This window comes from Aeromonas sp. S8(2024) (assembly GCF_041403085.1).
Taxonomy (GTDB): domain Bacteria; phylum Pseudomonadota; class Gammaproteobacteria; order Enterobacterales; family Aeromonadaceae; genus Aeromonas; species Aeromonas dhakensis.
On the sequence record NZ_JBGLRF010000002.1, the window covers coordinates 1 to 14,315 of the forward strand.

General features: G+C 63.4%; 8 protein-coding genes. 5 read left to right on the top strand and 3 right to left on the bottom strand.

From position 1 onward, the window contains the following. Positions 1-5,136, top strand: a 5,136-nt coding sequence (locus tag ACB031_RS04590; RefSeq protein ID WP_371139124.1) for a VCBS domain-containing protein, incomplete at its 5' end; no start/stop codon positions are given. A 295-nt stretch (positions 5,137-5,431) separates the two neighbouring features. Beyond that, on the top strand, positions 5,432-6,376 hold the full coding sequence (locus tag ACB031_RS04595) for a chemotaxis protein CheV (protein WP_005297781.1): 945 nt from the start codon (positions 5,432-5,434) through the stop codon (positions 6,374-6,376). 85 nt (positions 6,377-6,461) lie between these two features. Here the strand turns inward: ACB031_RS04595 and ACB031_RS04600 are convergent, their stop codons facing one another. Then, positions 6,462-7,061, bottom strand: coding sequence for an arylesterase (locus ACB031_RS04600; RefSeq protein ID WP_371139125.1), 600 nt, complete (start codon positions 7,059-7,061; stop codon positions 6,462-6,464). Here ACB031_RS04600 and ACB031_RS04605 point away from each other — a divergent pair. Next, on the top strand, positions 7,060-7,782 hold the full coding sequence (locus ACB031_RS04605; RefSeq protein WP_019839439.1) for an ABC transporter ATP-binding protein: 723 nt from the start codon (positions 7,060-7,062) through the stop codon (positions 7,780-7,782). The genes ACB031_RS04600 and ACB031_RS04605 overlap by 2 nt on opposite strands. Further along, positions 7,782-10,229, top strand: coding sequence for an ABC transporter permease (locus ACB031_RS04610; protein WP_371139126.1), 2,448 nt, complete (start codon positions 7,782-7,784; stop codon positions 10,227-10,229). Before ACB031_RS04605 ends, ACB031_RS04610 begins: the two co-directional genes overlap by 1 nt. Before the next feature lie 93 nt (positions 10,230-10,322). On the opposite strand, the gene ACB031_RS04615 is transcribed toward ACB031_RS04610, so the two are convergent. Then, positions 10,323-11,228 (bottom strand): TIGR01777 family oxidoreductase, encoded by a 906-nt coding sequence (locus tag ACB031_RS04615; RefSeq protein ID WP_017781435.1) that lies wholly within the window; start codon positions 11,226-11,228, stop codon positions 10,323-10,325. Positions 11,229-11,474: 246 nt separating this feature from the next. On the opposite strand from ACB031_RS04615, the gene ACB031_RS04620 reads away from it, so the two are divergent. Further along, positions 11,475-13,007, top strand: coding sequence for a cyclic diguanylate phosphodiesterase (locus ACB031_RS04620; RefSeq protein ID WP_336290652.1), 1,533 nt, complete (start codon positions 11,475-11,477; stop codon positions 13,005-13,007). A 66-nt stretch (positions 13,008-13,073) separates the two neighbouring features. Here ACB031_RS04620 and ACB031_RS04625 read toward each other — a convergent pair whose 3' ends face one another. Continuing rightward, entirely contained in the window at positions 13,074-14,255 is a 1,182-nt protein-coding gene (locus ACB031_RS04625; RefSeq protein ID WP_005297787.1) for a PLP-dependent aminotransferase family protein, read from the bottom strand. Between the last annotated feature and the right edge of the window lie 60 nt (positions 14,256-14,315).

Here is a 14,315-nt window from a genome sequence, read left to right on the forward strand (position 1 = left end):
ATCACCATCACCGGCGTCAACGATGCCGCGGTGATCACCGGTACCGATACCGGTGGCGTGACCGAAGATGAGACCAACCCGATCCTGACCGAGACCGGCACCCTGACCGTGTCCGACGTGGACGGGGCGGATGAGGCCAAGTTCCTGGCCTGCAACGGCGTGGCCAGCACTGGCGCACTGGGCAGCCTCTCCATCACCGAAGGCGGCACCTGGACCTACAACGTTGACAACAGCAAGGTGCAGTATCTGGGCCAAGGTGAGACCCGTATTGAAACCTTCACCGTCAAGAGTGTCGATGGCACCAGCCACACCGTCTCGGTCACCATCACCGGCACCAACGACGCTCCGACCCTGAGTATCGACAAGGGGGCCGTGGTCTCCGAAGAGGGGCTGGCCGGCGGCATTGCCGACACGGTAGGCAGCAGTGATACCACCGACAGCGTGGCCGCCAGCGGCAAGATCACGGTTGGCGACGTCGACAGCCAGGATACCCTCACCATCAGCCTGAACGGGCCGGCTGGCCTGACGGCTGGCGGTGCCGCGGTGCAGTGGAGCTGGAATGCCGCTACCAAGGTGTTGACCGGTTATACCGGTACTCCGGGCGGCGCCGATTACAAGGCGGTCATGGATGTGAAACTGACCGCGCCTGCCGGCAACGGCAAGGGCGACTGGAGCTACGACGTGACGCTCAAGGCCCCGCTGGATCATCCGGTCAAGGGCAGTGAAGACGTACTCAACTTCCAGATCGGTGTGACCGTATCGGATGGCAAGACCACCACCACCGGCAGCCTGCCCATTTCGGTCGAGGACGACTCACCGGTGGCTGGCGACATGGCGGCCGTCTCCGTCATCAAGACCAACATCCCGGATACTCTGACCGGCCTGTTTGATCTGACCAAATACAGTGGCAGCAACCAGACGACCCTGAACGTGAGCGGCTTCAGCATCACGGCGCTGGGCTTTACCTCGTCGACCAACTCGGCCCTGACGACGGCCAATGTCAATGGTTCCAGCGCCGGCCTGGGGGTTTCCAGCGTTGGTTCACCGAACCACAACCTCGCCAACGAGGTGGACTTCCGCCACTTCGCAGACGGCACTTCGGCATCCGAGCAGCTGATCATCAAGCTGGATGCGGGCAAGGTGGCCTATGGCGCCAACATCAAGTTCAGCCAGATGTTCGGTGGCGAGCTGGAGAGCGGGGTGGTCGAGTTCTACCGTGGCGGCGTGCTGATCGGTACCCAGACCTTCAGCTCCAACGCGGCGGGTGGCGACTATGCCGGCAACTTCCAGGTGCAGCAGGGTGGCTTCGATACCATGGTCATCAAGGCCACCAATAATGGTAACGGCCTCTACGCCGACAACAGCGACTTCACCGTGAAGAGCATCGAGTTCCTCGGGGCGACCACGGCACCGGCCATCGCCTACGGTTCCGGCACGGTTATCCCGCAGTGGGGCGCCGACGGCAAGGGCTACATGCAGCTGGTCGGTTCTACCGAGACCGGGCTGACCACGGCGACCGGCAAACTGATCACCACCTCGATGGAATCGGCCAATACCCTGATCGGCACGGCCAGCGATGGCACCCTGGTGTTCCGCCTGGAATTTACCCCGGCCACCGGCAAGTGGGAGTTCTTCCAGTATCAGAACATGTCCAAGCCGCTGGGCGATGGCGACATCGACTTCCAGGTCAAGGTGGTGGATGGCGACGGCGACTACAGCCTAGGCTCTTTCGCAACCAAACCGCTGTTTACGCCCATCGTGCAGTCGGTCTCCAGCGAGAGCGCGACCGAGGGCGGCAGCCTGCTGCACACGGTAACGCTGTCGGATGCGACCCAGGAAGCGACCCAGTATGACTTCAACATCAAGGGCAGCGGCGCCAATCCGGCCTCCAGCCTTGATTGGGGCACCGCCCAGTTCAGCAACGGGGTGACCTACAACAGCACTACCGGCAAGATCACGGTGCCGGCCGGGGTGTCGGGCTTTACCGTGACCATCCCGACAGTGGACGATCGTCTGGTCGAGGCGAATGAAACCCTGACCGTGACCGTTGGCGGCCAGAACGGCACCGGTACCATCATCGACAACGATCGTGCGCCGGTGACCATGGGTGGCTACAGTGCCGGCAAGGAAGATACGCCGTTGGTGCTGAAGTGGGTCCAGTTTGGTGCCAGCGATGATCAGGCAGCCTCCGACCTGAGCGTGCAGATCAATACCCTGCCGCTGAACGGCAAACTGGAGTACCTGAACGCAGCCGGCCAGTGGATTGCGGTGAAGGTGGGGGATCTGGTCTCCTACGCCGATATCGACAGCGGTCACCTGCGCTTCGTGCCGGGCCTCAACGAGTCGAGCACCAATGCCAGCAACGGCAATGGCGTCGTGACCGGCAACCTGCAGGGCGACTACGCCAGCTTTGGTTACCAGATCAGCGACGGCGCCAACCTGAGCAACAGCGGCAAGCTGGTGATCGATATCGCGGCGGTGGCGGACAAGCCGGTGGTCGACATCAGCCTGACCGGCAACGGTGTACCGCTCTATAGCCAGTACCCGTCGTCCGGCATCTCCACCGGGGCGTTCCAGAGCGGCAACTTCAACAAGGGCAGCTTTGGCATCACCAGCAGCTTTACCGACAGCACCACCACTCAAGACAGCGTGGTGGGTACCAGCGGCAACGACTACATCGTCAGCGTCAAGGGCGGCGGCGATTACTTCGTCGGCGGTGCGGGCAATGATGTGCTGGTTGGTGGCAACTCCACCTCAGGTGACACCCTCGACGGCGGCACCGGCAACGACATTCTGGTAGCCGGGCTGGGTGGCGACACCCTGTATGGCGGCGCCGGGACTGACCTGGCCGTGCTGATGGGCTCGCGCGCCAACTATGTCATCGAGCGCAGAAGTGACGGCGGTTTCAACTTCCTGGTCAAGGAGAACGGCGTCACCATCAGCAAGTCGCTCTACGACATCGAGCTGGTGCAGTTTGATGACGGCATCTACCAGTTCAACCAGACCGACGGCACCCTGACGGCGGTACCGCCCAGCTTGGTGGATTATCCGCTCGAGATCAGCGCCTCCCTGACCGACCGGGATGGCAGCGAGCAGTTCGACAGCCTGGTGCTGACCGGCATGCCGACGGGGTCGACGCTGTATCAGGGCTCTACCGTGCTTGGCACAGTGGGGGCCGATGGCAAGCTGACGCTGACCGGTCTGTGGAACCAGAGCGCGCTGGACGTCAAACTGACCGGTCTGACTCTGCGGGTTCCGGGCAGCAGTGCCGGCCAGTTCGACCTCAAGGTCGAAGCCATCGCCAAGGAAGTGGCGACCGATCAGACCAGCAGCGCATCGGATCAGGATTCGATCCGCATGAGCTACTTCCTCTCTACCGAAGGGGAGCCGGGCGATCAGAACCGTACCTACGGCAGCGAACACAATATCGTGGTCGGGGATCTGGATGGCAGCGTGGTGCTGCCGGGCCAGAACTACAACATCGCCTTCATGGTCGACAGCTCGGGCAGTATCGGCACCAGTGCCATGAACACCATCAAGAGCCAGCTGGCGCAGGTGTTTGCAACCCTCAAGACCAGTGCCGGTACTGAGGGGGCGGGCAAGGTCAACATCTTCCTGGTGGACTTCGACAGTCAGGCCAACAAGTCCATCAGCGTGGACTTGAAGGATCCCAATGTCCTGACCAAGTTGCAGGCCGTGCTCGACAGCATGGACGGCAGTTACTGGAATGGTGGGGCGACCAACTACGAGGATGCGCTCAAGACCACCTCCAACTGGTTCAACAGCGACACCGCCAAGAACAACGCCAATGCGAAGAACCTGGCGTACTTCATTACCGATGGGGCACCAAACACCTATTACGACTATGAAGATACCAACCCGCTCGTGAATACGAAGACCAACGAGCGTCTCGATTCGTTTGTCAACGTCAACAACTATGTGCCGGGTGAAGCCTTCTACGCCAACATCGGCGGCACCAACCGGGTGCTGATCGACGCGAACGGCAATGTTCAGAAGTGGTCGCAGGGCAATAACAACAAGTGGAGCTCGACCACCATCGGGACCTTGAAGGCACAGGGGGATGGTACCTTCGAGATCTCCACCTCCTATGACAGCAACTACTGGGCATTGCAAAACGCGCTGGCTGTGCTGCCACTTCTGCTGGCCAATAACGTGACGCTGGAAGCGATCGGCATCGGCAGCAACGTCTCCATCGATACCCTGAAGCTGTTCGACAGTGATCAGATCGTGCAGTCCAACGTGTCAGCCAACGACCTGGCCAACGCCATCTTGGGCACCTCGGTGAACAACCTGCCGGGCAGCGACCGGATCGACGGCGGTGCCGGTGACGACATCCTGTTCGGTGATGCGATCCACTTTGCCGGCATCAACGGTGAAGGCTACGCGGCCATCAAGCAGTATGTGGCCGGCAAGCTGAGCGCAGGCTCGGTAACCGATGCCCAGGTCCATGACTACATCACGGATCATGCCAGCGAGTTTGATCAGTCCTCCAGCAATGACAAGGCGGACGTGCTGATCGGCGGCGATGGCAACGACATCCTGTTCGGTCAGGGTGGCGATGACTTCCTGTTTGGCGGTGCCGGCAACGACATCCTGTTCGGTGGTGCCGGCAACGACACCCTGTACGGCGAGAGCGGCAACGATACCCTGTACGGTGGCAGCGGCAACGATACCCTGTTTGGCGGCATCGGCGACGATACCTTGAGCGGTGGTCTGGGCAACGACATCCTGGTCGGCGGGCTTGGCAATGACATCCTCAAGGGGGATGGCGGCGCCGATACCTTCACCTGGCTGCAGGGTGATACTGCTGCGGGCAGCGTGGCCAAGGACTACGTGGTTGACTTCTCCAAGGCGGAGGGTGACAAGCTGGATCTGAGCGACCTGCTGGATCACGACGGTTCTCGCAACCAGAACGATCTGAAGAGCCTGCTCTCTGTCTTCCAGGACAGTGAAGGGGTGCATCTGCAGGTCAAGGAGAGCAGCGCCGCCCCCGTGACCCAGGAGATAGTGCTGATGAACCACACGTTCGACAGCCTCACCGGCAGCGCGTCGGCCACCTCGTCCCAGGTGATCGACTACATGCTCAACAACAACATGCTGGATATCGACAAGTAATCCGGTCGACCCCAGGCAAAAAGCGGCAGAGCAATCTGCCGCTTTTTTTATGGATGGCGCTATCGGGCTGGCTCGATGCTTACCCCCAAAGGGAGGTGAATGTGCGCCAGGGGCGGGAATTTAGGTGAATGACTACTGACAGGCTTGAAGAGAGCATGGGCGCGAGCGGGGTCTCGCTTTTTTTAATCAAGTTCAGCCATCATCTGGCCGACATAGGATAAGAATACGGGTCGTGTTGGGATTCTGACCCTTCTATACTATGGCGAGACTCGGGCAACGGACGTAAGGGCTTTATATGGCGAGCATATTGGATTCGGTGGATCAGCGTACCCAGTTGGTAGGGGAGAACCGCCTGGAGCTGTTGATGTTCCGTTTGGGATCCCAGCAGCTGTTTGCGATCAACGTGTTCAAAGTACGGGAAGTAGTCAAGCTGCCTCACCTCAACAAGATGCCCGGTGCACACCACAACATCAGCGGGGTGGCCAACATCCGCGGCACCTCCATTCCGGTGATCAACCTGCGCAGCGCCATCGGCATGCGCCCCATGCCCATCGATGCCGAATCCAACCTCATCATCACCGAGTACAACCGCACCATTCAGGGCTTTCTGGTCGGCCAGGTGGCCAACATCGTCAACATGACCTGGAAGGACATACTGCCGCCACCGCGTTCGGCCGGGCGGGCGAACTACCTGACCGCCATCACCCGCATTCCGGAGGATGGCGTTGACCAGATCGTCGAGATCATCGACGTGGAGAAGGTGCTGGCCGAGATCATCACCTACGACATCCGCATCTCGGAAGAGGTGCTGGATCGGGATATCCTGCCGGAAATGCATGGCCGCAAGGTGCTCATCGTCGACGACTCCAGCACGGCCCGCAACCTGGTGCGCGAGACCCTGGGCCAGCTGGGGCTGGAGGTGATCGAATGCCAGGATGGGCTGCAGGCGCTCAATCTGCTCAAGGGGTGGTGCGATGCGGGCAAGAAGGTGACCGACGAGATCCTGCTGATGATCACCGATGCCGAGATGCCGGAGATGGACGGCTACCGGCTGACCCACGAAATTCGCAGCGATGCTCGCATGTCCGATCTCTTCATCACCCTCAACACCTCTTTGAGCGGCAACTTCAACGAGGCCATGGTCAAGAAGGTGGGCTGCGATCGCTTCATCTCCAAGTTCCAGCCAGACTTGCTGGTTGGCGTGGCTCAGGAGCGGCTGCGCCAGATCCTGGAGCGCTGATTCAGGAGCAATAAAAAATCCCGCCAAGGCGGGATTTTTTATTGGGCCGTTCGAGCTGGATGGCGGACGAGGCGCTATGCCGTACTCATTGAGTCAGCAGCGGCTCGATGAAGCTGCCCACCCGGTCGCGGATCTGCGGCTGAGCGGCGGCGGTGGGGTGGATGCCATCGTTCATCATGAGTTCAGGGCGCAGCGCAATATCATCCATGAAGAAGGGCATCAGCGGCAGCTGATTAGCGCTGGCCAGTTCCGGGAAGATCTGCTCGAACTGGCGCAGGTAGCGGGCTCCGTAGTTGCGGGGCAGCTGGATCTGGGTCAACACGGTTTTTACCTGTTGCGCCTTGGTCAGCTCCACCATCTTGGCCAGGTTGTCCCGGGTGATGGCCGGTGCGAACCCGCGTAGCCCATCGTTGCCACCCAGCTCGATCAGCACCCAGTCCGGTTGATGTTCCTTGAGCAGAGCGGGTAATCTGGCCAGCGCCCCTTGCGTAGTTTCACCACTGATGCTGGCATTGATAAGCTGATGTTTACCCCCCTGCTGCTGCCATTTCTGATTGAGCAGGGCAGGCCAGCTCTGCTCCGCCGGCATCTGATAACCCGCACTCAGGCTGTCGCCCAGCACCAGCAGGGTCTGGGCCTGCACCGATGACACCAGGCAGCACAAGGCAAACAGGAAACGCGTCATGAATTCAACTCCCATTATCAATGTCAAGGGCCTGGGCAAGACAGTGCGCCTGGGCCAGGAAAGCCTCACCATCCTTGAAGGGATCGACCTGCAAGTCAATAGCGGCGAAACGGTGGCGCTGGTCGGTGCCTCCGGCTCCGGCAAGTCCACTCTGCTGGGGCTGCTGGCCGGGCTCGATCTGCCGAGCCAGGGGGATATCGAGATCCTCGGCCAGTCGCTGCTGAAGCTGGACGAGGAGGGGCGTGCCCGACTGCGGGCCGAGCAGGTGGGGTTCATCTTCCAGTCTTTCCTGCTGTTGCCCACCCTGAGTGCGCTGGAGAACGTCATGCTGCCCGCCGAGCTGCGCGGCGAGACCCGCTGCGAGCCGCGGGCCCGCGAGTTGCTGGCGGCGGTCGGCCTCAGTGAACGGCTGCACCATCTGCCACCGCGTCTCTCCGGCGGCGAGCAGCAGCGGGTCGCCATTGCCCGCGCCTTCATGACGAAGCCCAGCCTGCTGCTGGCCGATGAGCCCACCGGCAACCTCGACAGCAAGACCGGGGAGCGGGTGATCGAACTGCTGTTCGAGCTCAACCGCGAGCACGGCACCACGCTCGTGGTGGTGACCCATGATCACGACCTGGCCCGGCGTTGCCAGCGGCAGCTGGTGATGGCGGCGGGGCGACTGGAGGCGGCTGCGTCAGCATTCGAAGATGCCTCTGCAGCAAGAGTCAGGGAGCTGTGATGAGTCAGTGGCGACTGGGATTGCGCCTGTTGCGGCGCGAAGGATTCAACGGCGAACTGCGCTGGTTCGTGCTGGCGCTGGCGCTGAGCGTGGCCTGTGTGCTGAGCGTGGCCCTGGTGGCGGATCGGCTGGATGCCGGGCTCAAAGCCTCGGGGCGGGACTTTATCGGTGCCGACCGGGCGCTGCGTTCGGCCACGCCGGCGCCGGCCGGCTGGCTCGAACAGGCGGCAAAAACGGGTCTGGCGGTGCAGACCACGGTCAGCTTCAACAGCATGCTGTTTCATGGGGATGCCTTGCAACTGGCCTCCATCCGCGCCGTGCCTGAGGATTTCCCCTTTTACGGCAAGCTGGAGCTGAGCCCGCAGAGGGCACCGGCGCCTGGCGAGATCTGGCTCTCCGCCCGGGTGATGCAACTGCTGGCGGCCAAGCCGGGGGATGAGCTGGAAGTGGGCAATACGGTGCTCAAGGTGGCGGGAGTGCTGGGTCAGGAGCCGGATCAGGGCTTCAGTCCCTTCCTGTTGGCGCCGAGGGCGTTGATCCACAGCGCCGATGTGGAGGCGACCGGCGCCCTGCTGCCGGGCAGCCGCCAGCAGTGGCGCTACCTGTTCAAGGGCACCCGCGAGCAGGTGGCCGAGTATGAACGCTGGCTCAAACCCAGACTCAAGGCGGGGCAGAAGCTGATCAAGCCGGATGACCAGGGCTCCCAGGTGGGCCGCTCGCTGGCCAATGCCGAGCGCTTCTTCCGGCTCGCTTCCCTGGCTGGGGTGCTGCTGGGCGCGCTGGCCATGGGTATCGCGGTGCGTCACTTCGCCGAGCGCCAGACCAACATGGTGGCGCTGCTCAAGACGCTCGGCGCGTCGCGGCGCACGCTTTGGCAACTGATGGGCACCCTGCTGCTGTCGCTGACCTTGGTCGGCGCCCTGCTCGGTCTGGTGGCGGGCAGCGCCATGCAGTGGTTGACCCTGCATCTGCTGGGCAACCTGCTGCCGGCCGATCTGCCGCCGCCGTCGTGGCGCCCCTTCGCGCTGGGGCTGGCGGTAGCCTTCTTCATCACCCTGCTGCTGGCCTTCGTGCCCTTCCTGCGCCTGCTCAAGGTGCCGCCGCTGCGGGTGCTGCGCCGCGAGCTGGAGGCGGGGATCCCGCCCTGGCTGGCGTTGCCGGTGGCGCTGCTCGGCCTGTTTGGGCTGGTGTGGGGCTTCACCGCTGACGCGACCCTGGCGTTGGGGCTGATCGGCGGCATGGGTCTGTTGATGGGGCTGCTGGCAGTGATCGCCTCCCTGCTGCTGCGACTGGGGCGGCGGGTACAGGGCCCCCATGCGCTGCGGCTGGCCATCAGCCACCTCTCCCGCGAGCGGGGCAGTGGTCTGTTCCAGCTGGCGGGCTTTGCGCTGGCACTCATGCTGTTCGGTCTGCTGTGGGCGGCGCGGGTCGACCTGCTCGGCGAGTTTTCGGCCCGGCTGCCGGCGGATGCCCCCAACCGCTTCCTAGTCAACGTGGCAGACGGGGAGCGGGAGGGGATCCTGGCCGATCTGCGCCAGGCGGGGGCCGTGACTTCGGACTTCTACCCCATGGTCCGTGGCCGGCTGGTCAGCATCGCCAGCGAGGCGGTGCGCGACACGGATGAAGATGGCCGCGAGGGGGTCAATCGCGAGCTCAACTTCACTACCACCGCCACCCTGCCGCCGGACAACACCCTGACCGCAGGACGCTGGCTGGACGGCCCCGGCCAGGTATCGGTAGACAAGGATCTGGCCAAGCGACTCGACATAGCCCTCGGCGACACCCTGGGCTTTACCATCGAGGGGCGCAGCTTCAAGGCGAAGGTGACCAGCCTGCGGGCCATCAAGTGGGACAACATGCGCCCCAACTTCTACATGATCTTCTCGCCGGACGTGCTAGCTCCCTTCTCCCAGACCTGGCTCGGCAGCTATCGTCTGCCGGAGCAGGGCCGGGTGGCCGAGGTGGAGCTGATCCGCCGGCACCCTACGGTGAGCCTGATCGATGTGGACGATTTGATCGTGCGGCTGACGGCGGTGTCGGATCAGGTGAGCCGGGCGCTGGGGCTGATGCTGGGGCTGGTGACGGTGGCGGCGCTGCTGGTGCTGCTGACCCAGACCCAGGCCAGCATGGCCCATCGGCGCCGGGAACTGCTACTGATGCGCACCCTGGGGGCCGGCAGCGAGCTGCTCAGGAAGATGCTGCGCTGGGAGCTGGTTGCCAGCGGCCTGCTGGCGGGATTGTGCGCCGCCATGGTGGTCGAGCTCTGCTCCTTCGGCCTGCAGTGGTGGTGGTTCGAGGGGCAGTGGCAGTTCCACTGGGCCATCTGGGCCGGTCTGCCGTTGCTGGGGGCCGTGCTGGTGACACTGGCCGGGCAGGGCATGCAGCGTCAGCTGCTGGCGGGCACCCTGAGCGATCGGCTGCGGGGACTGGGGCAGGGCCTGCTCTGAGCACCAGATCCTGCGCGGATGCCGCGAGGCACAACAACAATCAGCCCGGCCAATGGCCGGGCTGATTGTTATCCGGTTGGCTGAAGAGCCCGGTCAGCGGGCTGTACTGAGCAAATTGGCAAGGGCCTGGGGCAGTTCCGGGTAGGTGAAGTGGAAGCCGGCCTGCTGCAGACGGGTCGGCAACACCCTCTGGCCGGTGAGCAGCAGATCGGCCGCCTCGCCCATCAGCAGCTGCAACAGGGGGGCCGGCACGAAGAAGAGGTGCGGCCGGTGCAGGGTGCCGGCCAGAGTCTGGCTGAACTCGCGGTTGCTGACCGGCTGCGGCGCCGTGCCGTTGAAGAGGCCGTCGCACTCCTCGTGATCCAGCAGGAACAGGATGGCGCGCACCAGATCCTGAATGTGGATCCAGCTCATGATCTGGTTTCCCGTGCCCATGGGGCCGCCGAGGCCGAGGCGATAGGGAGGCAGCATCCTGGGCAGGGCGCCGCCGTCGGTGCCGAGCACCAGCCCGATGCGCACGATGCAGACCCGGGTATGCTTGCTGCGGGCCTCGCGGGCCAGGGTTTCCCACTGCTGGCAGAGCTGATGGGTGAATTCGTCGTGAGGGGTCTGGCACTGTTCGTCCAGCGGCGCATCGCCCTGGCGGCCATACCAGCCGATGGCGGAGGCGTTGATCAGCACCCTGGGCGGGGTGTCGGAGAGCTTGATGAGATCGACCAGCTGCTCGGTCAGCAGCCAGCGGCTGTCGCAGAGTTGCTGCTTGCGCCGCTCGCTCCAGCGGCCGGCGGCGATGGGCTCTCCCGCCAGGTTGATGACCGCATCCACGTCGTTGAGGTTGTCGAGCCGGTCCAGGGTGTCGATCAGCTTGACGTCGTGGCCGAGCAGATCGTAGGCGCGGCTGCCCTGGCGGGTCAGCACCAGCACCTCGTGCGCCACCTTGAGGTGGGCCACCAGGCGGCGACCGATAAAGCCCGTCCCGCCCGTGATCAATATTTTCATATCCAGACTCCCTGACGCTGTTGGCTCTACTCTAGTGGGCCTGCGCAAGATGAACAAGCAACTGTTTTTGCAAAGATTATAATCGTCACTGCAGACGTGGGAGGCGCTCACCCAGGGTGTAAGCCGTCATGTCGCCTGCCCTGACGGGGCGCCTTGCCCTGTTGTCCAATGCATCAGAAGATGCTTGTCAGGAAAGGGGATAGGAGTAGACTCGTCCGCCTTTTCACCGTTGCCGCGAGGGGGAGTATGCCGTTTCGTCGTTTGAGGTTGCGCCAGTTTTATACCCGGCTGGGGGCGGCACTGCTGGCCGGCCTGCTGCCCCTGCTGCTCGGCGTGCTGATCGTCTCCTGGCAGACCTTTGCCGGCATGAAACAGGATGCCGAAGAGCGCCTGCTCCATGCTCGCAACATGCTGGAGCGCACTCTGGATCACGCTCACCAGGCGGCCGCCATGGTAGAGGGCAGCGTCGGGCGCCCCTGCGAGGAGGTGGTGCAGGGGCTGCGGGATCAGGTGGCCACCATACCGGACGTGCGCACCGTCAACCTGGCCAGGGGGGAAGTGGTCTACTGCACCTCGCTCTATGGCTCCTATCATGGCCCCTTCAAGCTGGCCGACTACGCCAACGGCCAGCTGGATCTGATGCGGGGCAACCCGGTGACCCCGGATCGGCCTCTGGTGGTCTATCGCCAGCCGGTGGGGGAGTACAGCGTGCTGGTCGGGGTCGACGGTTACTATCTGCACAACATCCTCGACATGCTCAGCCGCAACTCGCCGCTGACCCTGGTGATCGGGGCGCAGAGCATGCTGGCCAACGGCCAGATCCATGACGAAGTGCCGCCCGTGGTGCTGGGGTCGCTGGAGCAGGTCTCCGGCAAGTACCCGTTTCGGGTCGTCACCGAGCTCTCCTATGACGAGTACGGCAGCCACATCTGGACCTACTCCCGCGCCAGCCTCATCATCTATCCCCTGCTGGGGCTGGTGGTGGGCTGTCTGGTCTACTGGCTGACCGGCCGCTCGACCTCTCCCTCTCAGGAGCTGCGGCGAGCGCTGGATCAGCGCGAGTTCATCCCCTACCTGCAGCCGGTGGTGACCGGTGACGACGCCCACTGGAGTGGCTGCGAGGTGCTGATGCGCTGGCAGCATCCGCGCCAGGGCCTCATCTCGCCGGATCGCTTCATCCCGCTGGCCGAAGACAGCGGCCTCATCGTGCCCATGACCCGCCTGCTGATGGAGCAGGTGCGCGAACAGTTCGCAGGCCGAGTGCACAGCCTGCCCAGAGGGTTCCACTTCGGCTTCAACATCAGCGCCAGTCACTGCAAGGATCTGAGCCTGGTGGAGGATTGTCGCCAGTTCATCAATGCGTTTCGGGAGAACCCCGTCAAGCTGGTGCTGGAGCTGACCGAGCGGGAGCTGATCGTGGCGGACGAGACGACCGACCGGCTGTTTGCCGAGCTGCATCAGCTGGGGGTCTTCATCGCCATCGACGACTTCGGTACCGGCCACTCCAGCCTCACCTACCTGCAGCAGTTCCAGGTGGACTTTCTCAAGATTGATCAGAGCTTCGTCGGCATGATCGGCTCGGATGCCCTCTCCAGCCATATCGTCGAGAACGTCATCGATCTGGCGACCCGGCTCGGTCTGCAACTGGTGGCCGAAGGGGTGGAGAACGAGGTGCAGGCCGCCTATCTGCGGGCGCGTCAGGTGACCTTCCTGCAGGGTTATTTCTTTGGCCGGCCGATGCCGATGAAGGAGTTTGCCGCCCTGCTGACGAAGGCCTGAGCCAGCCCGCCACCCATAAAAAAACCAGCGACCTTGGTCGCTGGTTTTTTTTCATCCCGAGGCCTGTCAGAGCATGCGGGCGAGGGCGCGGCACAGACGCTTGACCCCCTCCTCTATGGTGGCTTCATCCACGCAGGAGAAGCTCAGGCGCAGGGTGTTCTGGATCTCGGGGCGCACATAGAAAGGGGCGCCGGGTACGAAGGCCACCTTCTCCTTGATCGCCTCGTCAAACAGCGCCATGGCGCTGACGCTGGCGGGCAGGGTCAGCCAGAGGAACATGCCCCCTTCCGGCCGGGTATAGCTGACGCCGGGCGGGCAGTGACGGGCCAGGGCGGCCTCCATGGCGGCGCGCTGGCGGCCATAGACCTCCTTGATCTTCTCGAGGTGGGCGTCCAGCGAGTTGTCGATCAGGAAGCGGTGCAGCACTTGCTGGCTGAAGGCGTTGCTGTGCAGGTCTGTCGCCTGCTTGGCGATGGTAACCTTCTTGCGCAGCCAGTCCGGCACCAGCATCCAGCCGAGGCGGAAGGCCGGAACGACGGTTTTGGAGAAGGAGCCGAGCAGCACGGTATTGTTCGGCGCCAGCTTGGCGATGGGGGGCAGGTGCTCGCCCTCGAAGCGCAGCTCGCCGTAGGGGTCGTCTTCCACCATCAGCAGCTCGTGGCGTACCAGCCGCTCGGCCAGCGCCTCGCGATTGGCGCGGCTGTAGGAGACGCCGCTCGGGTTCTGGAAGTTGGGCACGCCGTACAGCAGCTTGGCGTTGGAGCCGCTCGCCAGCAGCGCATCCAGCGCCGCCAGATCCAGCCCTTCTTCACCGAGGGTGATGGGCTTGAAGGCAGGTTGATAGACGGAGAAGGCCTGGATGGCGCCAAGATAGCCCGGCTCCTCGATGATGAGGTCTTGCCCCTCGTCGATCAGCACCTTGCCCAGCAGATCCAGCGCCTGCTGGGAGCCGCTGGTGATGAGGATGTTGTCCGGATTGACCTGCATGCCGTGGCGGGCCAGATAGCGGTCGGCGATGTACTGGCGCAGCGGGGCGAAGCCCTCGGTGGCCGCATACTGCAGGGCCGCGGCGCCCTGCTCGCGCAGCACGTCCTGGCAGGCCTGCTCGATGGCCTTGACCGGGAACAGGTGCGGATTGGGCAGGCCGCCGGCGAAGGAGATGATCTCCGGATTGGCGGCAACTTTGAGGATCTCGCGGATGAAGGAAGGTTCTACCTTCTCGAAGCGCTGGGCAAAAAAGGGCTGCATAGGATTCTCTCTGGCGTGGTGAGCGGTCGCTCCATTCGACCGCCAAGTTATCCGTTTGTA